At 72.1% G+C, this 23,547-nt stretch carries 27 protein-coding genes; 15 read left to right on the top strand and 12 right to left on the bottom strand.

Features of this window, described 5'->3' with window-relative positions:
• Positions 1 to 15: 15 nt before the first annotated feature.
• Together ACVDFE_RS26555 and ACVDFE_RS26550 are read right to left on the bottom strand one after the other, a co-directional pair.
• A complete protein-coding gene (locus ACVDFE_RS26555) occupies positions 16 to 957 on the bottom strand; it encodes a GNAT family N-acetyltransferase (protein WP_458432281.1) in 942 nt (313 codons plus the stop codon).
• 43 nt (positions 958 to 1,000) lie between these two features.
• Positions 1,001 to 1,774 carry a helix-turn-helix domain-containing protein gene (locus tag ACVDFE_RS26550; RefSeq protein ID WP_360394625.1) on the bottom strand — a complete coding sequence of 258 codons (774 nt, stop codon included), beginning with the start codon at positions 1,772 to 1,774 and terminating at the stop codon, positions 1,001 to 1,003.
• A gap of 65 nt (positions 1,775 to 1,839) precedes the next feature.
• Here ACVDFE_RS26550 and ACVDFE_RS26545 point away from each other — a divergent pair, with 65 nt between their 5' ends.
• The 3 genes from ACVDFE_RS26545 to ACVDFE_RS26535 all read left to right on the top strand — a co-directional run bounded on the left by ACVDFE_RS26545 (position 1,840) and on the right by ACVDFE_RS26535 (position 3,917).
• Entirely contained in the window at positions 1,840 to 2,394 is a 555-nt protein-coding gene (locus ACVDFE_RS26545; RefSeq protein WP_458432280.1) for a TIGR03086 family metal-binding protein, read from the top strand.
• Between the two features lie 8 nt (positions 2,395 to 2,402).
• Positions 2,403 to 3,086 carry an aspartate/glutamate racemase family protein gene (locus ACVDFE_RS26540; protein WP_458432279.1) on the top strand — a complete coding sequence of 228 codons (684 nt, stop codon included), beginning with the start codon at positions 2,403 to 2,405 and terminating at the stop codon, positions 3,084 to 3,086.
• A gap of 78 nt (positions 3,087 to 3,164) precedes the next feature.
• Positions 3,165 to 3,917 carry an SDR family NAD(P)-dependent oxidoreductase gene (locus ACVDFE_RS26535; RefSeq protein ID WP_458432278.1) on the top strand — a complete coding sequence of 251 codons (753 nt, stop codon included), beginning with the start codon at positions 3,165 to 3,167 and terminating at the stop codon, positions 3,915 to 3,917.
• Between the two features lie 41 nt (positions 3,918 to 3,958).
• Here ACVDFE_RS26535 and ACVDFE_RS26530 read toward each other — a convergent pair whose 3' ends face one another.
• The 4 genes from ACVDFE_RS26530 to ACVDFE_RS26515 all read right to left on the bottom strand — a co-directional run bounded on the left by ACVDFE_RS26530 (position 3,959) and on the right by ACVDFE_RS26515 (position 6,835).
• The gene (locus ACVDFE_RS26530; RefSeq protein WP_360394859.1) at positions 3,959 to 4,372 is read right to left on the bottom strand and encodes a YciI family protein; all 414 of its coding nucleotides are present in this window, start codon (positions 4,370 to 4,372) and stop codon (positions 3,959 to 3,961) included.
• A gap of 5 nt (positions 4,373 to 4,377) precedes the next feature.
• Entirely contained in the window at positions 4,378 to 4,776 is a 399-nt protein-coding gene (locus ACVDFE_RS26525; RefSeq protein ID WP_360394613.1) for a VOC family protein, read from the bottom strand.
• 109 nt (positions 4,777 to 4,885) lie between these two features.
• The gene (locus ACVDFE_RS26520) at positions 4,886 to 5,572 is read right to left on the bottom strand and encodes an RraA family protein (RefSeq protein WP_360394610.1); all 687 of its coding nucleotides are present in this window, start codon (positions 5,570 to 5,572) and stop codon (positions 4,886 to 4,888) included.
• Positions 5,573 to 5,650: 78 nt separating this feature from the next.
• Positions 5,651 to 6,835: an MFS transporter gene (locus tag ACVDFE_RS26515; protein ID WP_458432277.1), complete on the bottom strand. Its 1,185-nt coding sequence runs from the start codon at positions 6,833 to 6,835 to the stop codon at positions 5,651 to 5,653.
• 74 nt (positions 6,836 to 6,909) lie between these two features.
• Here ACVDFE_RS26515 and ACVDFE_RS26510 point away from each other — a divergent pair, with 74 nt between their 5' ends.
• Both ACVDFE_RS26510 and ACVDFE_RS26505 read left to right on the top strand, forming a co-directional pair.
• The gene (locus ACVDFE_RS26510; RefSeq protein ID WP_458432276.1) at positions 6,910 to 7,647 is read left to right on the top strand and encodes a DeoR/GlpR family DNA-binding transcription regulator; all 738 of its coding nucleotides are present in this window, start codon (positions 6,910 to 6,912) and stop codon (positions 7,645 to 7,647) included.
• Positions 7,644 to 8,180 (top strand): HAD family hydrolase, encoded by a 537-nt coding sequence (locus ACVDFE_RS26505; RefSeq protein WP_458432275.1) that lies wholly within the window; start codon positions 7,644 to 7,646, stop codon positions 8,178 to 8,180. Before ACVDFE_RS26510 ends, ACVDFE_RS26505 begins: the two co-directional genes overlap by 4 nt.
• 43 nt (positions 8,181 to 8,223) lie before the next feature.
• Here the strand turns inward: ACVDFE_RS26505 and ACVDFE_RS26500 are convergent, their stop codons facing one another.
• Positions 8,224 to 10,743 (bottom strand): CHAT domain-containing protein, encoded by a 2,520-nt coding sequence (locus ACVDFE_RS26500; protein WP_458432274.1) that lies wholly within the window; start codon positions 10,741 to 10,743, stop codon positions 8,224 to 8,226.
• Between the two features lie 81 nt (positions 10,744 to 10,824).
• Here ACVDFE_RS26500 and ACVDFE_RS26495 point away from each other — a divergent pair, with 81 nt between their 5' ends.
• Positions 10,825 to 11,598 (top strand): S8 family peptidase, encoded by a 774-nt coding sequence (locus ACVDFE_RS26495; protein WP_458432273.1) that lies wholly within the window; start codon positions 10,825 to 10,827, stop codon positions 11,596 to 11,598.
• Here ACVDFE_RS26495 and ACVDFE_RS26490 read toward each other — a convergent pair.
• Together ACVDFE_RS26490 and ACVDFE_RS26485 are read right to left on the bottom strand one after the other, a co-directional pair.
• A complete protein-coding gene (locus ACVDFE_RS26490) occupies positions 11,595 to 12,011 on the bottom strand; it encodes a hypothetical protein (protein WP_360394592.1) in 417 nt (138 codons plus the stop codon). The two genes, ACVDFE_RS26495 and ACVDFE_RS26490, sit on opposite strands and share 4 nt — an antisense overlap.
• Positions 12,008 to 12,559, bottom strand: a complete 552-nt coding sequence (locus ACVDFE_RS26485; protein ID WP_458432272.1) for an RNA polymerase sigma factor — start codon at positions 12,557 to 12,559, stop codon at positions 12,008 to 12,010. The genes ACVDFE_RS26490 and ACVDFE_RS26485 overlap by 4 nt, the downstream gene beginning before the upstream one ends.
• Before the next feature lie 368 nt (positions 12,560 to 12,927).
• Here ACVDFE_RS26485 and ACVDFE_RS26480 point away from each other — a divergent pair, with 368 nt between their 5' ends.
• Positions 12,928 to 13,104, top strand: a complete 177-nt coding sequence (locus ACVDFE_RS26480) for a hypothetical protein (RefSeq protein ID WP_458432271.1) — start codon at positions 12,928 to 12,930, stop codon at positions 13,102 to 13,104.
• A gap of 10 nt (positions 13,105 to 13,114) precedes the next feature.
• On the opposite strand, the gene ACVDFE_RS26475 is transcribed toward ACVDFE_RS26480, so the two are convergent.
• Positions 13,115 to 13,606, bottom strand: a complete 492-nt coding sequence (locus tag ACVDFE_RS26475; RefSeq protein WP_360394583.1) for an FBP domain-containing protein — start codon at positions 13,604 to 13,606, stop codon at positions 13,115 to 13,117.
• 66 nt (positions 13,607 to 13,672) lie between these two features.
• Here ACVDFE_RS26475 and ACVDFE_RS26470 point away from each other — a divergent pair, with 66 nt between their 5' ends.
• From ACVDFE_RS26470 to ACVDFE_RS26440, 7 genes are all read left to right on the top strand, one after another.
• Positions 13,673 to 14,239, top strand: coding sequence for a TetR/AcrR family transcriptional regulator (locus ACVDFE_RS26470; RefSeq protein ID WP_458432270.1), 567 nt, complete (start codon positions 13,673 to 13,675; stop codon positions 14,237 to 14,239).
• Between the two features lie 33 nt (positions 14,240 to 14,272).
• Complete coding sequence (locus ACVDFE_RS26465; RefSeq protein WP_458432269.1) at positions 14,273 to 15,508, top strand: epoxide hydrolase family protein; 1,236 nt, start codon at positions 14,273 to 14,275, stop codon at positions 15,506 to 15,508.
• Between the two features lie 372 nt (positions 15,509 to 15,880).
• Positions 15,881 to 16,879 carry a hypothetical protein gene (locus ACVDFE_RS26460; RefSeq protein ID WP_458432268.1) on the top strand — a complete coding sequence of 333 codons (999 nt, stop codon included), beginning with the start codon at positions 15,881 to 15,883 and terminating at the stop codon, positions 16,877 to 16,879.
• 230 nt (positions 16,880 to 17,109) lie between these two features.
• Positions 17,110 to 17,895 carry a pentapeptide repeat-containing protein gene (locus ACVDFE_RS26455; protein ID WP_360394571.1) on the top strand — a complete coding sequence of 262 codons (786 nt, stop codon included), beginning with the start codon at positions 17,110 to 17,112 and terminating at the stop codon, positions 17,893 to 17,895.
• A gap of 30 nt (positions 17,896 to 17,925) precedes the next feature.
• Entirely contained in the window at positions 17,926 to 18,477 is a 552-nt protein-coding gene (locus ACVDFE_RS26450) for a TetR/AcrR family transcriptional regulator (RefSeq protein ID WP_458432267.1), read from the top strand.
• 47 nt (positions 18,478 to 18,524) lie between these two features.
• Complete coding sequence (locus ACVDFE_RS26445; RefSeq protein ID WP_458432266.1) at positions 18,525 to 18,983, top strand: hypothetical protein; 459 nt, start codon at positions 18,525 to 18,527, stop codon at positions 18,981 to 18,983.
• 58 nt (positions 18,984 to 19,041) lie between these two features.
• Positions 19,042 to 19,806 (top strand): alpha/beta fold hydrolase, encoded by a 765-nt coding sequence (locus tag ACVDFE_RS26440; RefSeq protein WP_458432265.1) that lies wholly within the window; start codon positions 19,042 to 19,044, stop codon positions 19,804 to 19,806.
• 86 nt (positions 19,807 to 19,892) lie between these two features.
• Here the strand turns inward: ACVDFE_RS26440 and ACVDFE_RS26435 are convergent, their stop codons facing one another.
• On the bottom strand, positions 19,893 to 20,432 hold the full coding sequence (locus ACVDFE_RS26435; RefSeq protein WP_458432264.1) for a TetR/AcrR family transcriptional regulator: 540 nt from the start codon (positions 20,430 to 20,432) through the stop codon (positions 19,893 to 19,895).
• Between the two features lie 90 nt (positions 20,433 to 20,522).
• Here ACVDFE_RS26435 and ACVDFE_RS26430 point away from each other — a divergent pair, with 90 nt between their 5' ends.
• Positions 20,523 to 21,734, top strand: a complete 1,212-nt coding sequence (locus ACVDFE_RS26430) for an FAD-dependent monooxygenase (protein ID WP_458432263.1) — start codon at positions 20,523 to 20,525, stop codon at positions 21,732 to 21,734.
• A gap of 21 nt (positions 21,735 to 21,755) precedes the next feature.
• Here the strand turns inward: ACVDFE_RS26430 and ACVDFE_RS26425 are convergent, their stop codons facing one another.
• The gene (locus tag ACVDFE_RS26425; protein ID WP_458432262.1) at positions 21,756 to 23,414 is read right to left on the bottom strand and encodes a M14 family metallopeptidase; all 1,659 of its coding nucleotides are present in this window, start codon (positions 23,412 to 23,414) and stop codon (positions 21,756 to 21,758) included.
• Positions 23,415 to 23,547 lie beyond the last annotated feature (133 nt).

The following is a 23,547-nucleotide window of genomic DNA, read 5'->3' as shown; positions in this document are numbered from 1 at the left end:
CCGTGGGGTGGCCGATCAGGCGCTGTCCGCCCGCTTGATCAGCGGCAGGTCGCGCGACAGCAGCCGGAACCCGACGCCGTAGTACAGCTCCCGTGCCGACGGGTGCTCGTCCGCGCCCAGGCACGCGACCGTCACGTGCACCGCCCCTGCCGCCCGCGCGAGCCCCATGCCGTGCAGCAACACCGCGCTGGCCAGGCCACGCCTGCGGTGCTCCGGATGGGTGCCGACCGGTTCGAACTCGGCGGTCCGGTTGACCTCGTCGAGCCACATGATCGCCGAGCACGCCATCGTCCCGTCCGGCGCCTCGACCAGGACGTGCAGGTCACCGCGGTAAGCGGCCGTCTGCCGGACACCCTCGTAGGACCGCGGCGAGTACGTCGAGCCGGCCCAGGCGTCGACGTGCGCCCGCACCACCGCCTCCGGACCGGCCTCGTCGGCGGTGCGGAACCGGAAACCGGCCGGCAGCACGGGTTGCGCGATGTCGGTGAGGTCGCGTTCGTTGAGCTGGGTCCAGCCGCCGAGCGAGTCCCGGTCGACCTCGTAGCCGTGCGCCGTCCACCGCGCGAGGGCGGCCTCGTCGTCGGCGTTGGGCAGCACCGTGCGGTCGACACCCGGTGCGACGCCGTCGAACCAGTCGACCACCTCGTCCAGCAGCGCCGGGTGGCCGGGGTGCACCTGGTGGGCGAGGTAGGCGCCGGTGACGTCCCTGACCGAACCGTCACGGCGGACCACCCGGCGCGGCAGCTGCGCCCACCCCCAGGCCACCAGGTCGTCGCCCGCGAACCAGAGCCGGCGCACCCAGGCGTGGCCCTCGGTGGCGTGGTCCTTGCCCCAGTTCCACGCGAGCTCACCGTAGGAGGCGTCGCTGTTGACCAGCTCCGGGCGGACCGCGGTGACCCGCTGAGCCAGGCCCTGCATCAGGCGCACGTCCTCGGCGGTGAGGAGTTCGGTCGTCACAGCGGGCACTGTGGCAGGGGCCGGCGGCGGCGTCGAACCGTTTTCAGGTCAGCGCCCTGGCGTAGGCGGTGGGGGAGACGCCGACGGTCTGCGTGAAGTCGCGGACCAGGTGCGCCTGGTCGCTGTAGCCGAGGTCGGCGGCGAGCCCGGCCCACTCGACGTCGGTCTCCGCCCGTTCCAGAGCCTCGTGGATGCGGTAGCGCAGGATCACCCACTTCGGGCTGACCCCCACGTAGTCGGCGAACAGCCGCTGCAACGTCCGCACCGCCACGCCCTCGGCACGGGCGAAGTCAGCGACCCGGCGGATCTCCCGGTCCTCGCGGATGCGCTGCACCAGCTCCACCGCGAGCGCCGCCTGCGGGTCGGCGACCGGTCCGAGGCCCAGCAGGAACGCGTCCAGCGCCGCCACCCGATCATCCTCGCCCTCCACGGCCAGCACGAGCGCCGCGGGCACGTCGGTCAGCCGCACGTGCCGCCCGGTCCACCGCGACACCGGCTCCGCGCGGAACGGCCGGAACCCGCCCGGCCGGAACTGGACCCCGGCGACCCGCACCCGCCCGCGCAGCTCCCGGCTGAACAACCCCAGCCCGACCCCGGCGATCTCCGGGTGCTCGTGGCCGTGCTCGAACACGACGTTCACCGACGGGTGCGGCACGACGTGCGAGGTGTAGGGCGTGTCCAGCTCGCCGTCGATGAGCCAGTAGTGCTCCAGGTACGGCCGCAGCTCGGGCGCGGGCAGGCGGCGGCGGAACCGGACACGGGCGAAGAGCTCCCGTGCGTCGACGATCCCCCGTGTGTCCCGGCGCGGCCCCTGCACGCCGGGAATCCTATGTGGCGCGTTTCTTCAAGAACGTCCCCACGCCGCGTCCTACCGTCCTCACCATGAAGCTCAGCGTTCTGCTCGACCGGGCCCGCGACCACGCGTTGCCCGTCATCGCGACCATCAGCGACGACGACCTGACCAAGCCGACCCCGTGCGCCGACTACGACGTGCGCGCGTTGCTCGACCACCTGCTGCACGTCGTCGTCGAGTTCCAGAAGCTCGCCGTCAAGCAGGACGCCGACTTCAGCACCACACCGCACTACCCGGACTGGCGCGCGCAGTACCCGGCCGAGACCGCCCGGCTCGTCGAGGCCTGGGGACAGCCCGGCGCGGACGAGGGCATCGCCGGCAACATGAACCTGCCCGCCTCCGTGGTCGGCGGGCTCGCGCTGCTCGACCTCACCATCCACGCCTCCGACCTCGCGCAGGCCACCGGTCAGCGGTTCGAACCCGACCCCGAGGTGCTCACCGCCGTCGAGGGCCTCGTCGAGCAGATGGGCCCCACCGCCCTGGAGTGGAACGTCTTCCAGGCCCCCACCGAACCACCCGCCGACGCCACCGCGTTCGAACGGCTGCTGGCCAAGACCGGACGCGACGCGCGCTGGAGTGCTTGACTGACGGCATGTTGACCATCGGGATGCTCGGCGGCATGAGCTGGGAGAGCAGCGCGGAGTACTACCGGCTCGCCAACACCGTCGTGCGCGAACGGCTGGGCGGCCTGCACTCGGCCAAGGTCGTGCTGCACTCCGTCGACTTCGCCGAGATCGAACGCATGCAGGTCGAGGCCAGGTGGGACGACGCGGCGAAGGCACTGGCCGACGCCGCGCGGCTCGTGCAGGCCGGCGGCGCGGACTTCCTGCTCATCTGCACCAACACCATGCACAAGGTGTTCGACGAGGTCCAAGCCGCCGTCGACATCCCGGTGGTCCACCTCGGCGACACCACCGCCACCGCTATCACGCAGGCCGGGCTCACCACCGTCGGGCTGCTCGGCACCGGGTTCACCATGGACCAGCCGTTCTACCGCGAACGCCTGGAGCAGCACGGCCTCACGGTGCTGCTGCCCAGCCCGCAGGACCGCGCGACCGTGCACCGGATCATCTACGACGAGCTGTGCCTGGGTGTGGTGAAGGACGAGTCGCGACGCGCCTACCAGGACGTGATCAGCCGGTTCGAGGGCGCGCAGGGCGTGATCCTCGGCTGCACCGAGATCGAGCTGCTGATCAGCCAGCACGATGTGCCGCTGCCGGTGTTCCCCACGACCCGGCTGCACGTCGAAGCCGCCGTCGCACGCGCGCTGGCCTGAGCCGTTGCTCATCTGGTGAAGCCGCACCGTTCGCGAAACCCGGTTGCGGACGGGACCGGCCTCGCGCAGGTTGACCACATGCAGTCACGTGTCGCGCTGGTCACCGGCGCTGGATCGGGAATCGGCGCCGGTATCGCGCAGGAGCTGGCCGAGCTGGGTCACCGGGTCGCCGTGGTGGACCGCGACGTCGAGGGCGCCCGCGCGGTCGCCGGCCGGATCGCCGAGGCGGGTGGGCAGGCGGTCGCGGTGGAGTGCGACGTCAGCGACCCGGCTTCGGTGGACGCGGCGGTGGCCGAGGTCGTCGCGGCGTTCGGGCCGGTGGAGATCCTGGTCAACAACGCCGGGTTCGCACGGGACAACCACCCGCTGGACATGCCCCTGGAGGACTGGGACGCGGTGCAGGGCACGGTGCTGCGCGGCGCGTTCCTGATGCTCAAGGCCACCGCGCCGGCGATGCGGGACGCCGGGTGGGGGCGGATCGTCACCATCTCCAGCATCTCCGCGATCGTGCAGGGCGAGCGGATCAACTACGTCGCCGCGAAGGCCGGTGTCGAGGGGCTCACCCGCGGTGCCGCGCTCGACCTCGCACCGCACGGCATCACCGTCAACGCCGTCGGTCCCGGCACCGTGCGGACCGGCATGACGGAGGTCAGCGCCGCGCGGGCCGGGCGCACCATGGACGAACACCTCGAAGTGGTGCGCAGGTCGATCCCGGTCGGGCGGATCGGCACACCGCACGACATCGCGCGTGCGGTGCTGTTCTTCGCCGCCGAGGACGCCGACTTCGTGACCGGCCAGGTCCTCTACGTCAGCGGCTACCCGCACGGCTGATCCTGGTGGGGTCGGGCCTGAGCGGTCCGACCCCGTCCCGGTCACTGCTTGTACGGCGCCAGGGTGTCCTGGTCGACGTCGGGGGCGCCCATGATCGGGTGCACCTCGATCGGCTGGTTCAGGACCTTCCCGCCGGGGCCGGGGCACGCCGAGGCCTTCTGGCAGATCTCCAGCAGCCGCTCGCGGCTGTCCACGTCGACCACCCAGTAGCCGGCGATGACCTCCTTGGACTCGGCGAACGGCCCGTCGACCACGTTCGGCACGCCGTCCTCGCCGCCGCGCACCACGAACGCCCGCGCGGGCCCGCTGAGCCCCTCGGACTGCAGCAGCTCACCGGTGGCGCGCAGCTCGGCGTCCAGGTCGCGCATGTACCCGATCATCCGGTGCATGTCCTCGTCGGTCCACGCGGCGAGCCCCTCCCAGTCCTCCTGGGCGCCGCCGTAGCTGACCAGCATGTACTTCACTTCCACTCCCCACCGGTCGCGCGGGCCCTGATCTCCTGCACGGCCCAGCTGTTGCCGTCCGGGTCGTCGAAGAACACGAACGACCCGCCGTCCTTCTCGTTCATCCGCACGATCTCGCTGACCTCGACCCCGCGCTCGACGAGCTGCGCGCGAGCCTTCTCCAGGTCGGAGACCACGAGCTGGACGCCCTTGAGCGTGCCGGGCTCGCCCTTCACGATCCCCTTGCCGATCACCACCGAGCAGCCGGAGCCGGGTGGCGTGAGCTGCATGATGCGCGTGTTCTCGTCGAACGTCGTGTCGTGGTCGACGACGAACCCGAGCTGTTCTGCGTAGAAGTGCTTCGCCCGGTCCAGGTCCGACACCGGTACGACGACGACCTCGAGGGTCCAGTCCATCTCTGCGCTTCCTCTCCGCGGCTGGCGTTGTCACCGGTCCGTCGAAGGGCTCAGGACCTTTTCGACACGGGGTCGCGACCCGCATACCGGAGCTGCGCGATCGCGGTCCTCACTCCTCGACTGCGCCGCCGATCTCGCGCAGGTGCTCGCGGAACGTGAGCCCGCTCGCGAGGTACTCGTCGAACCGCAGCTGGCTGCGCAGGGACTCACCCTGCCGCACGCGCTGCGCCTGCGCCCGTTCGACGTCGCGGATGCCCCGCGCCTTGGCGATCACGGTCTCGACCTGGTCGGCGGGCACGAACAGCACGCCGTCGTCGTCGCCGAACACGACATCGCCGCTGGTGACGGTCCACTGGTCGACCTGGGCGGTCGACAGCGCCTCCGGTGCCCGGTCGCGCAGGCTCAGCGGCCCCGTCGGGTTCGCGCCGAGGCTGAACACCGGCAGCCCGATCGCGCGGATGTCCGAGGTGTCGCGGTGCAGGCCCCAGACCACCAGGCCGCGCAGCTGCGCGGCCTGGGCCTCCAGCACGACCATGTCGCCGATGCACGCCTCGTCGGTGCGGCCGTCGTTGTCGACGACGAGCACGTCACCGGGTGCGCTGCGCTCGACGGCTTCGAGGAAGACGTCCACGCTGCCGGCGTGGCGAGCGGGCAGGACGCGGCCGGCGACCCTGCTGCCGGGGACGACCGGGGCGAGGGTGGCGGTGCGGACCGGGACGCCGGTGCGGATGCAGGCGTCGGCCAGGTGCGCGGTGGTCAGGTCCAGCGCGGCGAGGTCCAGTTCGGGGAGATCCATGCGGGACAGTGAATCACCTGCGAGCGCTGCGGCACGCCGGAAAGATCGAGGCCTTTCCGGCGTGCCGCGCCCGTTCCGTCAGTGCACGGGGTCGGCGGTGCGTTCGACCTCGGTGGCCGCGGGCCTGAGCACACCGGCCGCGAACGCCGTGACCACGCAGAACAGCACCGGCAGCACGAACGCGACGTTGAGCGGCATCAGGTGCGTGAGCCAGCCGATCACCGCGGGCCCGGCGAGCACGCCGATGTAGCCCAGGCCCGCCACCCGCGACATGTTCACCGCCGCGGAGCTCGGGTCGGCGTGCCCGGCCGCGCTGAACAGCTGCGGCACCGTGCCGGACAACCCGGCGCCGGCCACCGCCCAGCCCGCGATCGCCAGGCCGGTCCACGGTGCGAACGCCGCCAGCAGCAACCCGGCCGCCGCGATCACCGCACCCCAGCGCAGCACCGCCATCGGCCCGATCTTCGCGGTGACCCGGTCCGCCAGCAGCCGCCCGACGGTCATGGTGGTCGCGAAGGCGCCGTAGGCGAGCGCGGCGATCTGCGGTTCGGCGCCCAGGACGTCCTGCAGGTGCAGCACGCTCCAGTCGTTGGCGACGCCCTCGCTGAGCATCACCATGAACGCGAGCCCCGCCATGACCCAGATCCGCAGCGGCACCTTCTTCTTCGTCCTGGGCTGGTCCTCGTCGCCTTCGTGCGGGATGGTCGTCGCGCCGTGCGACAACGCCGGTGCCGTGACGAGGCTGACCACCACGCCGACGACGGCGACCACCGCGAGCGTCGTGTCCGGCGAGAGCTCCCAGCTCAGCGTGCGCGCGCCGACCAGGGAGGCGGCGACACCGCCCAGCGACCAGGTCGCGTGGAAGGCCGACATCACCGGGCGCGCGTACTCGCGTTCGACGACGACCGCGTGCCCGTTCATCGCCATGTCCAGCACGCCGTTGCCGAACCCGAACGCCAGCAACGCCGCGGCGAGCGCCAGCTCACCGGTGGAGAGTCCCGGCAGCACGACGGCCGCGCTGCACAGCACGCCCGCGAGCGGGGTGACGGTGCGCGCGCCGAACCGGTCGGTCAGCCAGCCGCCGGCCCGCATGCCGATGAACGCGCCGAGCCCGAGGACCAGCAGCAACCGGCCGAGCTCCGCGTGGTCGATGCCGACCCGGCGCTCGACCGTGGGGATGTGCACGATCCACATGCCGAGCAGGAAGCCGTTGAGTGCGAAGTACGTGAAGGTGGCCACCCGCGCGGCCCTGAGAGCGTTCACATGCTTCACGCTAACGAACAATCCGCGTGTTTGAAAGTTTGAACTTCGAACACAGCTGGTGTTCAATCGCGAGTGTGTCCCGACTGAGGCAGATCACCGAGGCCGTGCGCGACGCCGGCTCCCTCGGTGTGGCGGAGCTCGCGTCGCTGACCGGCGCGTCCGAGATGACGATCCGCCGCGACCTGGAGGTGCTCGCCGCGCAAGGCGTGCTGGAGCGCTACCGCGGTGGTGCGCGCAGCCTGCTGCTGCGCGGGTCTGAACCACCGTACGCACTGCGTTCGGAGGAGGCGCTGGACGCCAAGCGCCGCATCGCCGGGGTCGTCGCGGGCCTGCTCTCCGACGGCGAGTCGGTCGTGCTCGACAGCGGCACCACGTGCGTGGAGGTCGCCCACGTGCTGCATGCGCGCCGTCTGACCGTGATGCCGCTGTCGCTGCACGCGGTGAACGCGCTGGTGGGCGGCCCGTCGCTGACGTTGCTGATCCCCGGCGGCACACCGCGCGCGGGGGAGCTGGCGCTGACCGGACCGCTGACCCTGCAGTCGCTGCAGTCGCTGCGCTTCGACACGGCGGTCATCGGCTGCTGCGGCCTCTCCGCCGAGCAGGGCCTGACCGCGTTCGACCTGGACGACGCCGCGGTCAAGCGCGCGGCGATCTCGTCGGCCCGGCGCGTGATCGCCGCGGCCGACGCCTCGAAGCTGACGCGCACCGCGCTGGCGTTCGTGGCACCGGTGTCCGCCCTGGACGCCGTGGTGACCGATGCGGACGGCGACGACGGGTTGACGGCAGCGGGCGTGGCGGTGGTGACGGCGTGATCGTGCTGTTCGACATGTTCGGGGTGATCGCCCGCGACCAGTCCCGGGCGGTGATGGACACCATGAGCACCGACCCGGCGTTCTGGCAGGCCTACTGGGCGCACCGCCCCGCCTACGACCGCGGCGACGTGACCGCCGCCGAGTACTGGCGGCGCGTCGGGTACCCGCCGATGGTCGAGCAGGACGTGGCGAGCTGGACCGAGGTCGACGACGAGATGGTCGCCCTGCTCGGCGCACTGCACGCCGCGGGCAGGCGCATCGCGTTGCTGTCGAACATCCCCGAGGACCACGCCCGCGACTTCGAACGCCGCTACCCGTGGCTCGACCTGTTCGAGCTGCGGGCGTTCTCCTGCCGCATCGGACACGCGAAACCGTCGATCGAGGCGTTCGAGTGGTGCCGGGAACGCCTCGGCGACGACGAGATCCTGTTCGTGGACGACCGGCTGGAGAACGTCGAGGCGGCGCGGCGGGCCGGGATGCGCGGGCACCACTTCACGGGCATCGACGGGCTGCGGGCGGTTCTCCACGCGTGATCGCACGGGGACCTGAGCGCACCGCACCCGTCGGACCGTTTGGTCAGGGCAGAGACGCGCCGTAGCACTGGAACACCGCCTCGGTCCAGGTGCGCTGCGCCTTCGCCAACGCCTCCGCCGGGGCACGGCCGGCCGCCAGCTCCCGGTGGTAGCGCAGCATCAGCGCCTTGCTGGTGTCGTCGGGCACCGACACCGCCGAGGCGATGAGGGTCCTGGTGCCCAGCGCCAGCAGTGCCGCGGCGAGGCCGAGCAGCTCGTCACCCGGACGGATGCCCGAGTTGCCCGCCTCGCACGCGGACAGGATCACCTGCCGCGGCGGCCGGTGCAGTCCTTCGAGGTCGTAGACGGTGAGCGGACCGTCGGCGAGGGTGAGCGTCGAGAACAGCGGGTTGTCCGCGCGGAACCGGCCGTGCGCGGCGATGTGCGCGAGCTCGGCGCCGTCGAGGGCGTGCAGCAGGTTCGCCGTGGTCGCCCTCCTGCCGGTGAACCGCTCGGCGTGCGGGTAGCGGCGCTTCAGGGCTTCGACCTCGGCCACGGCGTGGCGCAGGCCCGGTCCGGCGGCCAGCACCGTGCGCCCGGTGACGTGGTCGGACTCCGCGGCCCTGAGCCACAGCGCCGCGGACGGCGCGACGGTCACCGCCCGGCCCCGGCAGCTGGGCAGCGCGGGCCACGGAAGTGCGTGCAACGCACCGGTCGGCACGATGACCAGCGGTTTCCTCGTCGCGGGCAGGAGCCGGTCGAGGCGGTCGGCGGCCTGGCCGAGGCGTTCCTCGATGGCCTTGCGGGTGCGGTCGGAGCCGATGCGGTGCGCGAGGTGGTTGATGCCGAACCGCAGCGCCTGCACCTCCCGTGCGGCGGCCTCGGCCGGGCCCGCGTCGAGCAACCGGACCCTGCCGCGGTCGAGGACGACCGCGTGCAGCCGCCCGTCGGACTCGACGTACTCGACCAGCACGTGATCGCCCAGCGCCGTGCTGAGCCGGGTGCGCGACGGCGGTGGGTCGGCGGCGCGGATGCCGGTCGCGTGCCGGGCCCGTGCCCCGATCGCCTGCTCCAGCTCGGCCTGCCGGCGCAGGTCTCCGGCGGCCATGACCTGCCGCAGCTCCGCGAGGTCGTCGGCCAGCCGGTCGTCGTCGGGCGGCCGCACCGGGCGCACGCGCAACGCCCCCGCCCGCCACCGCTCCGCCCACCCGAACACCGCGGCGGGACGGCCGCCGGCCAGGGCCAGCCGCGTGCCGGTGGCGACCAGCTCGCCCGCCAGCCCGGACGCGTGCGCCCGCAGCTCCGTCGCGCCCAGACCGTTGCGGAACGCCGCCAGCACGTCGACCCCGGACCGCAGCGCCGCCTCGGCGCCCTTCACGTCACCGTCGGCGAGCCGCAGCAGGGCCGTCGCGTGCCAGGCCCGTGCGCGCAGCTCCGCCGGACCGGTGCGGGCGGCCGCAGCGACGGCGGTCAGCTCCGCGCGCGCCACCGCCCGGTGCCGCGGTGCCTGCAGGGCCAGCCGCGCCACGATCAGCCGCGCGTCGAGCGCCGCGACCACCCAGCCCTCACCGGCCAGCGCCTCGACGACCCGGCGCGCGGACCGCAGCGACGCCGACCCCCGCTCCCACCGCGCCCGCAACGCCAGGTACCCGGCGAACGCCGCCCACGCGGGCCGCCCCTGCCGCCGCGCCGACCGCCCGGCCGACACCGCCGAGGCCAGTGCCGCGACCGGGTCCCCCGCCACCAGCTCCACTCGCGCCAGCACCAGCCGTGCCTGCACCACGTCCACGAAGTTGCGCTGCCGGGTGAACGCCGCCACCGCCGCCGCGGCCGCCGACCGGGCCTCCGCGACCAGCCGCACCGACAGCAACGCCTCGGCCCGCTCGATCGGCAGCAACCCCGGGTCCCGCCCGGCCGCCGCGTACCGGGCCGCCGCCTCGTCGAACGCGGCCAGCGCCGCCGGCACGTCGCCGCGTGCCTCGAACGCCACCCCGCGGTTGTGGAACACCATCGCGGTCCGCCCGGTGTGACCGGCGGCGACGTACAGCGACTCGGCGAGGTCGAGGTCCTCCGCCGCACCCCGCCAGTCCCGCCGGTGCGCGCGCAGCAGGCCCCGGTTGTTGCGGATCGTCGCCTCCAGCAGCGGGTCACCGGGGTTCGCGGCCAGCGCCGCGGCGAACCCGTCGGCGGCCTCGGCGAACCGGCCGATCTCGGTGAGCACCAGCGCCCGCTGCATCAGCAGCCGCGCCGCGGTCACCCCGTCCACCTGCTCGGGCACGTCGGCCAGCGCCCGCAACGCCTCCGCCGTGCGCCCGGTCAGCGTCAGCACGTACCCCAGCGACCCCCGCGCCTGCGCGGCCCGCACCACCAGCCCCGCCACCGACGCGACCGACACGGCCGCGCGCAGGTGTCGTTCGGCCTCGTCGAGCCGCCCCACCGCCGAGGCCGCCATGCCCAGGGCGTGCAGCGCCACCGACTCGGTCTCCGCGTCCATTCCACCGCGTACGGACTCGGCCAGGCGGCGGGCACGCGCCGGTGAGGTGTAGGCGAGGTCCTTCGCCTGCTCCGCACGGACGAGCGTCATAGGCGGTGTGTATCAGCTATCCGTTGCCGCGGCATCAAGCTTCGGACATGCTCATCCGGACGCAGGAGGGGAGTGGACACCATGGGCGGCAGAGACCCGCACGCCTACGGCCTCGCCCAGGCGGTCAGCACCATCGCCAGGGTGCCGCTGCCGGCGGCGGACGCCGCACTGAAGATCGGCGTGGTCGACACCGGCTACGCACCGCACCCGTGGCTCGACGGTCACGTCGAGGTCGACGACGACCACGTCGAGGCGGCGGGCTCCGGGCACGGCACGTTCGTCGCCGGGGTGGTCCTCGACCACGCGAAGACCGCCACGGTCGTCCTGCGCCGCGCCCTGGTCGAGGGACCCGACGACGACACCCAGGTCGTGGCCGCGCTGGAGAACCTGAACCGGCCCGACATCAAGCTGATCAACCTGTCGTTCGGCGGCAGCCTCTCCGAACAGGGCACCCCCGAGGGTCTGCGGGCCGCGCTCGACGCGCTGGCCGGTGACGTCGTGGTCGTCGCAGCGGTGCCCAACAACGCCTCACCGCTGCGCAACTACCCGGCCGCCGACGCGGGCGTCCTCTCGGTCGGCGCGACCACGGCGAGCGGGGAGATCGCCGAGTTCAGCGCCTGCGGCCGGTGGATCACGGTCTTCACCCGCGGTGAGGACGTGCACGGCCCGTTCGAGAAGGGGTTCGCGACGTGGTCGGGCACCTCGTTCGCGGCCGCCGCGGTGACCGGGCGGATCGGTGCGCTGATGGAGAGCGGCCTGACCGCCACGGCCGCGCGGGACGTGCTGCTCGGCCGGTGCGAGACCCGGCACGCGTGGGGCGTCAACGGCCCGTTCGACGTGCGGGTCCTGCTCTAGAAGCGCGCCCACTGGGTCACCACGACGGTGCCGTCCGTGGCGGTCACCCGCACCCTGACCAGCCCGGACGGCACGTCCGTGACCGTGAACCAGCCGTCGACGACCGGGGTGGAACGCCGTGACCGCGGTGTTTCCACCACCACCTCGCCCACCGCGCCGGTGACGAGCCCGCGCACGGTGTCGCCGCTGATCTCCAGGTTCAGCGTCACCCGCTCGGACTCGAACGCCAGCAGCAACGGCCCGTCGTCACCGCGCACCAGCGCCGCCTCGTTCTCCACGAGCACCGCCAGCTCCTCGTCGAGCGCCCGCAGCGCCAGTGCCGCGCTCGCGTCGCGCAGCACCCCGGCCGGCACCGGGTCGAACCGGTCCGCCGCCGCCCGCAGCTCGGCCAGGAAGTCGTCGTCCTCGCTCATGACCGCTCCTCCAGCACCGGCTCGCCGCTGACGAGCGCCCTGAGCCGGTTCAGGCACCGCTGCCGGATCGGCCCGATGCTGCCCACCGGCATGTCCAACGCGGCCGCGACCTCGGCGTACGCGGGCGGCGGTGACGCCATGAGCACGCGCAACAGCCGCCGGCACCGGTCCGGCAGCCCCTCGAACACCCGCCACAGCGCCGCGTCCCGCTCACCGACGAGCAGCGCGTGGTCCACCGGCGGCGCGGGGTCGGCGGAGTCGTCGATCTCGGCCGGCTCCGGCAACCGCCCCGACCGCCGGATCAGCTGCAGGCACTCGTGCCGCGCCGTGGTGGCGAGCCACCCGGCCAGCCGCTCGGGCTCCGCGATGCGGTCGAGGTGCTCCACCAGCTTGATCCAGGTGCACTGCACGGCGTCGGCGGCGTCGGCGTCGCTGAGCCGGTGGGCGCGGGCGACCGACCACAGCAGCCCGCTGAACTGCCTGATCAGGGCATCCCACGCCGTCTGGTCACCACGCGCGGCCGCGGCCAGCGCCGCCGGTATGTCCATGCCCACATGATGCCGCCCGCACCCGCCCAGATTCGCCTTCCGCGCACCGGGTTCGCCGTGCGGGCGGTGCGGGTCCCCCGGTCGGTGGAACGTTTTCCCGTTGATTAGCCGCCGATGCCCGAACATGAAAAATCCCGGACCGATACAACGGTGGTGCCGGCGTTCGTCGGGGGCGCCGGCAGCCATCGACCGGGGGGCCGGTGGCGCGAGCTGGGGGCGTGGCTGGAGGTCACGTCCCGCCCGGCCCGCCGCGCGAACGTGCCGTGCGCTTTCCTGCCGGAACGGGACCTGTTCGCCCGTTGCGCACCCACAACCGCTCGCGCGGGTGCATCCTGTGTCCTACAGCACAACCCTGAGGACTGATGACGATGACGAGTGCGACCGCGTCCTCCCGCCACGGCTGGGAGTCGGACCTGGAGCGCTACCGCGACCGGGCGGTCAGCGTGCTCGAGGCGCACCTGCCCGCGACCTCCGGCTGCACCGAGTGCGGCGACCCGTGGCCGTGCGCCCGCGCGTGCACCGCCGAGCTCGTGCTGGAGCTGTAGACCGCGGTCCCTAGGAGCTGACGCGCGCGAAGAACGCCGCCACGTTCCCCAGCAGCCGGTCGACCTTGTCCTCCAGTGCCAGTGACTCGTGGATCCGCCCGCCGAACCCGGCGTCCTTGCGTCCCCGCAGGTACAGCGAGCAGTCCAGGTCCGCGCACAGGTAAACGCCGACCGAGTTGCCCAGCTGTCCCGCCTTGCCGGCCTTGCGCGCGGTCATCAGCGACACGCCGTCACCGGAGTGCGTGGTCAGGCACCACGAGCACATCGACTTGCGCGGCAGCCCGGACTGGGCGGCCCGCCGCAGCGCCACGCCCGCGAACCGGTCGCCGAGCTCGGTGACGACGTAGGAGCGGTCGGGTGCCGCCGGGTCGCGCCAGCCGAGGAAGTCCAGGTCGTCCCACGGGCGGTCGGCGAGATCGCGGGGCACGTGCATGCGCTTGGCCTCGCCCTTGGTGGAATTGACGAAGGACGCGCGGATGTCGTGTTCGGTCAGCGGCTTCATGACCTCGACGGTAGGTTTACCTAGAGGTACTAGGCAAATGATTAAGAGCCCTAGGAAGGGTGGTGCATGGCACGCGCGGGGATCACCGCCGACCGCCTCACGCAGGCGGCGGCGGAGCTGGCCGACCAGGTCGGCTTCGACAACGTGACGGTGTCCGCGCTCGCCCGCCACTTCGGCGTGAAAGACGCCTCGCTGTACTCGCACATCCGCAACGCCCACGACCTGCGCACCCGCGTCGCCGTCCAGTCGCTGGCCGAACTCGCCGACCGCGTCGCCGCCGAACTGGCCGGCCGCTCCGGCAAGCAGGCGCTGCGCGCGTTCGCCGACGCCTACCGCGGCTACGCCAAGCAGCACCCCGGCCGGTACGCGGCCACGCGGATCGCGCTGGACCCGGACACGGCGGCCACCGGCGCGGCCGAGCGGCACACCGAGCTGACACGGGCGTTGTTGCGCGGCTACGACCTGTGGGAACCCGACCAGACCGACGCCGTGCGGCTGCTGCACAGCACCTTCCACGGCTACGTGTCGCTGGAGCAGGCGGGCGCCTTCCACAGCCACCCGCGCGGGGTCGAGGCGTCGTGGACCCGCGCCGTGGACGCGCTCGACTCGCTGCTGCGCGCCTGGCCCGCCTGAACCCGGCCGGCACCGGCGGGTAGAACGAAGGTCATGACCACTGGGCAGGCCTTCCCGCTGCACCCGACCCCGATCCACGTGCCCGACGAGGTCCTCGACGACCTGCGCGCCCGCCTCGCGCGGACCCGCGCGCCGCTGGACGAGGGCAACGACGACTGGTCCTACGGCGTACCGGCCGGCTACCTCGGCGAGCTGGTCGCGTACTGGCGCGACGGCTACGACTGGCGCACGGCCGAAGCCGCCATCAACGCCCACGAACACTACGAGGTGACCGTCGCCGATGTCCCGGTGCACTTCCTGCGCGCACCCGGACGCGGCCCGGCGCCGATCCCGCTGATCCTCACCCACGGCTGGCCGTGGACGTTCTGGCACTGGTCGAAGGTCATCGGCCCGCTCGCCGACCCGGCCGCGCACGGCGGTGACCCGGCCGACGCGTTCGAGGTCATCGTGCCCTCGCTGCCCGGTTTCGGGTTCCCCGGTCCGCTCACCGGGTTCCCGGACGTCAACTTCTGGAAGGTCGCCGACCTGTGGCACGCGCTGATGACCGACGTCCTCGGACATGACCGGTACGCCGCCGGCGGGTGCGACATCGGCGGGATCGTCTCCAGCCAGCTCGGCCACAAGTACGCCGGCTCGCTGCACGGCATCCACATCGGCTCCGGCCTGCCGCTCGACTTCTTCACCGGCCCGCGCGCCTGGGACTTCGCCCGCAACCGCCCGCTGACCGACGACCAGCCCGCCGACGTCCGCGACCGCATCATCGAGATGGACCGCCGCTGGGCGACGCACCTGGCCGTGCACATGCTCGACGGCGCGACGCTGGCGCACGGGCTGAGCGACTCGCCGGCCGGGCTGCTCGCGTGGCTGCTGCAGCGGTGGACCGCGTGGAGCGACAACGGCGGCGATGTCGAGTCCGTGTTCACCAGGGACGACCTGTTGACGCACGCGACGATCTACTGGGTCACGAACTCCATCACCACCTCGATGCGCTACTACGCCAACGCCAACCGGCACCCGTGGCAGCCCTCGCACTCCCGCACCCCGGTCGTGGAGGCGCCGGTCGGGCTCACGTTCGTCACCTACGAGAACCCGCCGGGCATCCACACCGCCGAGGAGCGGGTCGCGGCGTTCCTCGGCGGTCCGCAGGCGGCGTGGTTCAACCACGTGAACGTCAATGCCCACGAGCGTGGCGGGCACTTCATCCCGTGGGAGAACCCGCAGGCGTGGGTGAGTGATTTGCGGGCCACGTTCCGCGATCGCCGCCATTAGGGAAGTTTGTAGGCGGTTCACAGTTTTCGCAGGGCGTTTCGAGGCTGCCGGGGGACCGGTTTCGTTGGCAGCCTCCCCGGATGCTGGCCGCCGATAATTTTCACTTATCGGCGGTCAGATTCTGGACGCCTATTTGGTTTGCGTTGCGTTGGACAACGTAACTGCACACGTAACCCTGCTACGATATTGCCCGTGGAGACGAGCTGTAACTTCCCGGGCTGCGAACGCCCCGTTTTCCGAGGTAGCGGCCCCGGTAGGCCCTCGGAGTACTGCGACCTGCCCGAGCACACGCGCTGGCGGGCATGGCGGGAACGGCAACGGCTCCAAGAGGCGGCCGAGAAAGGGGCGGAGCAAAACCTGGAGGTCGTCACCGTGACGAATCTGCCTAGGGTCTCCGGTACCGCCAAGATCAGGGCTGAAGAGCTCCTCGACCGCTTCCGGGTGCTGTCCGAGCAGATGACCCAGACGCTGGGCCGGGCGGTCGGTGAACTCAACGCGATGGCGGACCCGAGCGTCGCCGAGAGCCAGATTCAGGCGGCGGAGGCCGAGGCGGCTCGCCGGGTCGCGGAGGCGCAGGCCGACCTCGCGGCCGCGGAACGGCGCCGCCACGACGCTGAGCAGGCACGCAAGGCGGCCGAGGTGGTCACCGAGCAGGCGGTGCGGTCCGCGGAGGAAGCCGACGAGGCCGCGGACCGGGCGTTCACCGAGCGGGACGAGGCGCGTGAGCAGGCGCAGGCCGCGAAGGAGCGGGCCGAGGCGGAGGTCGCCGAGGTCAGGGTGCAGGCGGCGGCCGTGGTCGAGGAGATCAGGGCCGAGGCCGAGGAGAAGGTGAGGCTCGCGGGTGAGGCCGTGGAGCAGGCGAGGGCAGACGCGGTGAAGCACGCCGAGCAGGCACGGCGGCAGGCGGCGAAGGAGATCGAACAAGCCCGCGCCGAAGCCCAGGCCCGGGTGGAGCAGGCTCAGGCGGCGGCCGAGCAGGCGCAGGCAGCCGCTGACCAGGCCCGGTCGGAGGCCGCAGCGCAGGTCGAGCAGATCCGGTCGGAAGCTGTGGCGCAGGTCGAGCAGGCACGCCAGGCCGCCGCGGACACCGTGGGCAAGGCGGCGATGGCACGCGATCAGGCCGTGGTGCGCGCGGAACGTGCCGAGCAGACGGCGGCCGACGCGCGCGCCGAGGTGCAACGGATGCGGGACGAGGTCGACGAACGGCTCGCGCAGGTCCGGCGGGAGAGCGGCGAGCAGGTGGCGGCGGTGCGGCAGGCGTTGGCGGCGGTGGAGGACGCGCGGGCGCAAACGCTGGCGCGTGCGGAACGAGCCGAGCGCCAGCTGGACGAGGTGATGGCCGAACTGCGAAGCCTGCGCGCGCCGAGCTGAGAACGGAGTACTCGTCGCCCAGCTCGGCGCCGTGCCGGAACCACTCGTGGGCGCCCGGCAGGTCACTGCGCTGCCGCAGCACCGCGCCCATCCCGCCCCACGCGGGCACCGGTGCCGACGGCCTCGCGGTGGTGCGCCTCGGTGTGCACGGTCCCCTCGCGTCCCAGTGTTCTGGCCGCACGGTGACCGTCGCGAGTGATGGCATTGATCTGGCCCGTATCCTGACCGCGATGGACGAGCTCAAGGCGGACTGCGCCGCCTGTTTCGGGTTGTGCTGCGTGGCGCTGCCGTTCGCGAGGTCGGCGGACTTCGCGGCCACCAAGGACGCGGGCACGCCGTGCCGCAACCTGCTGGCCGATCACCGTTGCGGAATCCACGCGAAGCTGCGCACGTCCGGCTACGCCGGCTGCACCGTGTACGACTGCTTCGGTGCGGGTCAGCGGGTGTCGCAGACGGTGTTCGGAGGTGTCGACTGGCGCACCGCCGAGCGGCAGAAGATGTTCGACGTCTTCCCCGTCGTGCGGCAGCTGCACGAACTGCTCTGGTACCTCGCCGAAGCCCAGCGGCGCGACCCGCACGACGACCTCACCGCGGCGTACGCGGAGGTCGAGGGCTGTGCCTCGGCTGATCCGGACACCGTTCTCGCGCTGGACGTCGCCGAGATCCGCGCGAAGGTCGACGTCCTGCTGCTGCGCACGAGCGAACGGCTGCGGTCGAGTGCGAAGTCCTACCGCGGCGCGGACCTGATCGGGGCCCGGCTGCGCAACAAGAAGCTGGTCGACGCGGACCTGCGCGGCGCCTACTTGATCGGCGCGGACCTCACGGGTGCCGACCTGCGCGGTGCCGACCTGATCGGGGCGGACCTGCGGGGCGCGGACGTGTCGGGTGCGGACCTGAGCACGAGCCTGTTCCTGACGCAGATGCAGGTCAACGCCGCGCGCGGCAACGCAGGGACGAAGCTCCCCGCGGTGCTCACCCGGCCTGCTCACTGGGCGGAGCCGCGGAGACGGCGGTAGTCGCCACCGCACGACGCAACAGGAACCGAGGTGAGCGTGTCGCAGCGCAGGGCCCAACTGCTCGACGCGGCGGTCAGGGTGATCGCGCAGGACGGGGTGCGCGGGCTGCGGGTGGACAAGCTCGCCGCCGAGGCCGGGGTGTCGACGGCGTTGATCTACTACCACTTCAAGGACCGGGCCGGCATCCTGCGCGCGGCGCTGGAGCACGTGAACCACCGCGCCGCCGAGTACACCGGCACGACCGCGCGGGACCCGCGTGAGGCGTTGCGGGAGCTGCTGCTGGCCGAGCTGCAGGACGTCGACGAGGTGCGGGAGAACAGCGTCGCGTGGGGTGAGCTGCGGGCCAGCGCGGTGTTCTGCGAGGAGCTGCGCGAGCCGCTGGAGCGCACGACCGGCGCGTGGAACGCCGACGTGGCCGAGCTGGTCCGCGTGGCCGGTGGCGAGGACGCGGATGCGGCGGCGGAGCGGCTCACCGCGCTGGTGGAGGGGCTCTGTGAACGGTGGCACAGCGGCTCGGTCAGCGTGGCGCGGGCGCGGGAGCTGGTGTCGGGGGCGATCGACCGGGAGCTCGGGGTGGAATAACACGAACGCGGCGACAGGCGCGGGGGTGGTGCGCGACCATCACAGGCGTGACCCTCCGCCACGCCTGGGTGTTGCCGGTGCTGCCCACCGCCGTCGTCGTCGCGCTCGCGGTGGTGCTCGTGCCCGTCGCGCGGTCCGCTCCGGCCGGTGACGTGTGGCTGCTGGGGGTGCTGATCGCCGCCGTCGTGCTGGCGGCGGTCGTGGCGGTGGGTGCGGGGCGGTTGTCCGGGGAGCCGGTGGACCGGCCGTGGCCGCTGGCCCTGGGCACGGGCGCGGTCACCGTCCTGACGCCGTTCGCGGTGACCGGTGTGCTCGGCGAACCGGCGCCGGCGCTCCTGGTCCTGCCGTGGTTGGTGTTCGGTCTGGGCGCCGGGTACTGGCAGCTGTCGCTGTGCGAGGGAGCGCGCTCACGGTGGCTGCACGCGGGCATCGCCTTCAGCTACACGCTGGTGTTCACGGCGGTGTCGCTGGTGCTCGCGGTGCTGTCGGCGGGCCTGGTCGACTAGCACGGGGCTGCTGTCGAAAGCGGTCTGAGACCGCTGTGCGGCAGGGTAATGTCCAGCCATGCGCGCCGTTGAGATCAGACCTGGGGTCAACATCCGGTGGGTCGAGGTTCCCGGCGCCTCACCCGCTCGCGTCTACCTGCACGGTCTCGGCGCGTCCTCCGCGCCCTACTACGCGGAGGCCGTCGCGCACCCGCTGCTGGCCGGCCGCCGCAGCCTGATGCTGGACCTGCTCGGTTTCGGCATCAGCGACCGCCCCACCGGGTTCGCCTACTCGCTGGAGGGCCACGCCGACGCGCTCGCCGTGGCGCTGGCGAAGATCGGCCTGCGGCGCAGTGAGATCGTCGGGCACAGCATGGGTGGCGCGGTGGCGGTCGTGCTGGCCGCGCGGCACCCGGAGATGGTGCGTTCCCTCGTGCTCGTCGACCCCAACCTCGACCCGCTCGAGCCGTACCTCGGCGCGCTGGGCAGCCGCGGCATCGCCGCCTACGACGAGGCCGAGTTCCTCTCGCACGGCTACGAGCAGGTGCTCGCCGACGCCGGTCCCGAGTGGGCGGCGACGATGCGGCTGGCCGGGCGCGAAGCGCTGTACCGCAGCGCGGCCGGACTGGTGCGCGGCACGCACCCGACGATGCGCAGGCTGTTGCTGGAGCTGGAGATCCCCTGCGTCCTGCTGCACCCGGCCGACAGCCCACCGGCCGGTGCGCGGGAGCTGACGCAGGCCGGGGTGCAGCTGGTCGCGGTGCCCAGCACCGGGCACAACATCATGATCGACAACGTGGACGGCTTCGCGCGCGCCGTGGCGCAGCAGCGGCTGCTCGTCTGAGCAGGTTGCCAGCTGCTGGTAGTCAGCGGCGATTTGATCATGTGTTGGTGGTACTTGCAGACGCCTGGGCAGCAACGGCCGGGTGCTCAGGCGGGCAGGCCCAGCGCGTCCCACGCGGCGGCGACCGTGGCGGCGCGCAGTTCGTCCACCGGGGCGTCGGGGAACTGCATGGTGCAGTCCTGCATGCCGCCGAACGCGAGCACGGCGCGGGCCTCCTGTTCCAGCGTCGGGTGGTCGCCGAAGATCAGCCTGCTCAGGCGGGCGCGCCACGACAGCACGACGTCGATGAGGCCGAGCTCGGCGAGCGTGGTCATCTCGGTGAGCAGGAACAGCATGTCGGCGCGGTAGCGGTGGTGGAAGTCGAAGAACCCTTCCAGCAGCTCGCGCGGTGCGACGTCGGCGCGGCGTTCCATCTGTTCCAGGAAGCTCTGGCCGTCGTTGAGCAGCGGTTCGACGATGCTGCGGATCAGCTCCTCGCGTGAGGAGAAGTGGTAGTACAGCGCCGGTTTGGTGATGCCGAGGCGGTCGGCGATCTCCTGCAGGCTGGTCTGCTGCACGCCCTTGGCCGCGAAGAGCTCGCGGGCGGTCGTGAGGATGCGCTGCTTGGTGTCGGACGGTCGGGCCACGGGCGCAGCATAACTTGCTTAACGGTAGGTAAGCGGCGGTGCTAGCCTGGCACCAGGTCACTTACCGACCGTTAAGTAAGGGGGTGTGACGTGCGGGTTCTGGTTTCGGGGGCGAGCATCGCGGGTCCGGTGCTGGCGTACTGGCTCACGCGGTACGGGCACGAGGTGACGGTGGTGGAACGGTCACCGGTGCTGCGCAAGACCGGCGGGCACGCGGTCGACCTGTTCGCCCCGGCGATGAAGATCTCCGAGCGCATGGGCGTGCTGGAGCGCATCGAGTCGATGAAGACCGGCACCGAGCGGCTGACGTTCCTGCGCGAGGGCACGCGCCGGCCGATCAGCGGGGACGCGACCAAGCTGTTCGCGGCGGCATCCGACCGGCACGTCGAGGTCATGCGCGACGACCTCAGCGAGGTCTACTACGACGCCACGCGCGCCGACGTCGAGTACGTCTTCGGCGACTCGATCACCTCCATCACCGAGGGGGACGTGACGTTCGAGGCCGGGGTGCCGCGGCGGTTCGACCTGGTGATCGGCGCGGACGGGCTGCACTCGAACGTGCGGCGGCTGGTGTTCGGCGAGGTGGCGAAGCGGTTCACCGGCGCGTACCTGGCGGTGTTGTCGGTGCCGCGGGAGCTGGGCGTGCCGGGGGCGATGACCGGGCACATCGGGCCGGGGCGCAGCGCGGCGCTGTACGGGGCGCGGCACCTGGGCGACGCGCGGGCGGTGTTCCTGTTCCGCCGCGAGCGCGAGCTCGACTACCACCACCACGACGTGGCACGGCAGAAGCAGCTGCTGCGGGAGGCGTTCACGGGCCTGCACCCGGAGGTCGACTCGTGGCTGGGGCACCTGGACGGCGAGGGGGCGTTCTACTTCGACTCGATCACCCAGCTGCGCGAGGACACGTGGTCACGCGGGCGGGTGGGGCTGGTCGGTGACGCCGCCCACTGCCCTGGTCCCGCGGTCGGCGGGAGCACGAGCCTGGCGGTGCTGGGCGCGTACGTGCTGGCCGGGGAGCTCGCCGGCGGCGACCACGTGGCGGGGTTCGCCCGCTACGAGCGGGAGATGCGCGGCGTGGTGCACGCGAGCCGGGAGTTCGCGCTCGGCATGGCCAGGACGCTGATCCCGCGGTCGCGGCTGGGGGTCACGGGGCTGGTGCGCGGCATGCAGGTGGCGACGTCGCTGCCGGTGTGGCTGGTGCGGCCGCTGGCCAAGCTCAACTCGAAGGGCGTGCGGCTGCACGACTCGATGGTCGTGCGCGACTACGGCCCTCAGGGCGCCGGTGTGCTGCCGGCGCCCTGAGGGACCGCTTCGGTCAGCCGGTCAGAACTGCAGGCTCCACTTGTCGAGGAACCCGGTGTCCTGGGCGGCGTTGTCGTTCACCCGCAGCTGCCAGGTGCCGTTGGCGACCTCGCTGGAGGCGTTGACGGTGTAGGTGGTGTTGATGTTGTCCGTGCCGCCGCCGGAGCGGTTGTGCAGCACGTAGGCGGTGCCGTCCGGTGCGACCAGCTCGACGCGCAGGTCGCCCTGGTAGGTGTGCTTGATGTCGACGGCGACCTTGAGGGTCGACGGGGCGTTGCCCGCCACCTCCGACACCGCGATCGGGGAGTTGACCGTGGCGTTGTCCTTGATCTGGAAGTCCGTGGCGTTCTCGAAGTACTTGCCGGTCGGCGGGGGCGTGGTACCGCAGTACTGCGCCTCCTTGCCGATCGCCTCGTACGGGCAGTCCGCGCGTTCGAGCAGCTGCAGCACGGCCTCCTTGTTGCGGGAGGTCTGGGCCGGGATGACCTCGTCGGGCGGGTAGAAACCGCCGCCGCCGGCGCTGCCGGGGTACATCTCGAAGGTGTAGGCGAAGATGCCCTGCGTGCCCCACAGCCAGTCCGGGATGGACCCGTCGGTGATGTAGAGGTCGCTGGACTGCTCGGGCGTGTAGCCGTTGCTCTGCGCCATCGACTGGCCGATGGTGGCGAAGGTGTCGCGCTGGTCCTGGGTCAGGCCCGGTGCGATGTCGTCGTAGGTCCAGCCCCACGGCCACAGGATGAGCTCGCTGTAGGTGTGGAAGTCGATGGACGCGGTGATCTGCTGCTTGCCGCCGACGTTGCGGCCGCGCACGAAGTCGGCCACGACCTTGACCTCGGGCGCGGACTCCGCGCTCGGCCCGCGGTAGGTCTCACTGCCGGTGCTGCCCGACGACCCGCCGCAGCAGCCCCACTTGTAGGCCCAGTTGCGGTTGAGGTCGGTGCCGACGTTGCTGGAGCCGGCGTTGGGCTGGCGGTTCTTGCGCCACGACCGGTAGGTGCCGGTCGCGATGTCGTACTCGCCGCCGTCGGGGTTGACGTCCGGGATGATCCAGATCTCGCGGCTGTCGACGAGACCCTTGATCCGCGCGTCGGTGGCGTACTGGGTGGTGAACTGGTTGACCAGGTACAGCGCCATCTCGACGGTGAGGTGCTCACGGGCGTGCTGGTGGTGGGTGAACAGCACCTCCGGCTCGTTCTCGTCGGTGGTGACGTTGTCGCTGATCTTGAGAGCGATGATGTCGCGGTTCTCGTAGGACTTGCCGATGACCTGCTTGCTGATCAGGTTCGGGTAGGCGGCGACGGCGTTGTTGATCGCCGTCGTCATCTCGGCGTAGTTGTGGTAGTTCGAGTCCGCCGCGGGGAAGTCGAACGGCCCGATGGCGGAGCTCGCTTCCAGCCGCTTGGGCAGCTCGGTGACCTCGAACCCCTGCGCGCGCAGGTTCCTGACCTCACGACCGGTCGCGGTGACCACGACGATGCCGTGTTCCTCGACCGAGTCGATCGCCGCACCGGACTTGGCGACCTTGGTGCGCTGCTCAGCGGTGCGCACCCCGCTGACCTGGTAGTTCGTCGACGTCTCGGCCTGGTCGGGGGCCGCGCCGGTGGGCACGCCGCCCATCGCGAAGCACACCGAGGCGGCGACGGTGACCCCGATCAGGGGTCTGAGATGGCTTTTTCGCATGCAGGGCAACCCTTTCGAACCACGGCAGGGACATGGCTCCGCAATGTGTAGTGCGTGTGAAGCCCCGCTGTCATCCCGCCATCCGTATGGCGCCACCTGGTGGAACGGGGCTGACCGTCAACCGAGGTGCGCG

The sequence above is a fragment of the Lentzea chajnantorensis genome (genome assembly GCF_054300775.1).
This window is presented reverse-complemented; position numbering and strand designations above follow the sequence as displayed.

Coding starts and splice junctions, on each gene's coding strand:
- ACVDFE_RS26440 (WP_458432265.1), top strand. CDS start 19,042: ATGCGCGCCGTTGAGATCAGACCTGGGGTCAACATCCGGTGGGTCGAG.
- ACVDFE_RS26485 (WP_458432272.1), bottom strand. CDS start 12,559: ATGGACATACCGGCGGCGCTGGCCGCGGCCGCGCGTGGTGACCAGACG.
- ACVDFE_RS26425 (WP_458432262.1), bottom strand. CDS start 23,414: ATGCGAAAAAGCCATCTCAGACCCCTGATCGGGGTCACCGTCGCCGCC.
- ACVDFE_RS26490 (WP_360394592.1), bottom strand. CDS start 12,011: ATGAGCGAGGACGACGACTTCCTGGCCGAGCTGCGGGCGGCGGCGGAC.
- ACVDFE_RS26475 (WP_360394583.1), bottom strand. CDS start 13,606: ATGAAGCCGCTGACCGAACACGACATCCGCGCGTCCTTCGTCAATTCC.
- ACVDFE_RS26500 (WP_458432274.1), bottom strand. CDS start 10,743: ATGACGCTCGTCCGTGCGGAGCAGGCGAAGGACCTCGCCTACACCTCA.
- ACVDFE_RS26545 (WP_458432280.1), top strand. CDS start 1,840: ATGAAGCTCAGCGTTCTGCTCGACCGGGCCCGCGACCACGCGTTGCCC.
- ACVDFE_RS26495 (WP_458432273.1), top strand. CDS start 10,825: ATGGGCGGCAGAGACCCGCACGCCTACGGCCTCGCCCAGGCGGTCAGC.
- ACVDFE_RS26540 (WP_458432279.1), top strand. CDS start 2,403: ATGTTGACCATCGGGATGCTCGGCGGCATGAGCTGGGAGAGCAGCGCG.
- ACVDFE_RS26520 (WP_360394610.1), bottom strand. CDS start 5,572: ATGGATCTCCCCGAACTGGACCTCGCCGCGCTGGACCTGACCACCGCG.
- ACVDFE_RS26470 (WP_458432270.1), top strand. CDS start 13,673: ATGGCACGCGCGGGGATCACCGCCGACCGCCTCACGCAGGCGGCGGCG.
- ACVDFE_RS26480 (WP_458432271.1), top strand. CDS start 12,928: ATGACGAGTGCGACCGCGTCCTCCCGCCACGGCTGGGAGTCGGACCTG.
- ACVDFE_RS26465 (WP_458432269.1), top strand. CDS start 14,273: ATGACCACTGGGCAGGCCTTCCCGCTGCACCCGACCCCGATCCACGTG.
- ACVDFE_RS26535 (WP_458432278.1), top strand. CDS start 3,165: ATGCAGTCACGTGTCGCGCTGGTCACCGGCGCTGGATCGGGAATCGGC.
- ACVDFE_RS26455 (WP_360394571.1), top strand. CDS start 17,110: ATGGACGAGCTCAAGGCGGACTGCGCCGCCTGTTTCGGGTTGTGCTGC.
- ACVDFE_RS26525 (WP_360394613.1), bottom strand. CDS start 4,776: ATGGACTGGACCCTCGAGGTCGTCGTCGTACCGGTGTCGGACCTGGAC.
- ACVDFE_RS26530 (WP_360394859.1), bottom strand. CDS start 4,372: ATGCTGGTCAGCTACGGCGGCGCCCAGGAGGACTGGGAGGGGCTCGCC.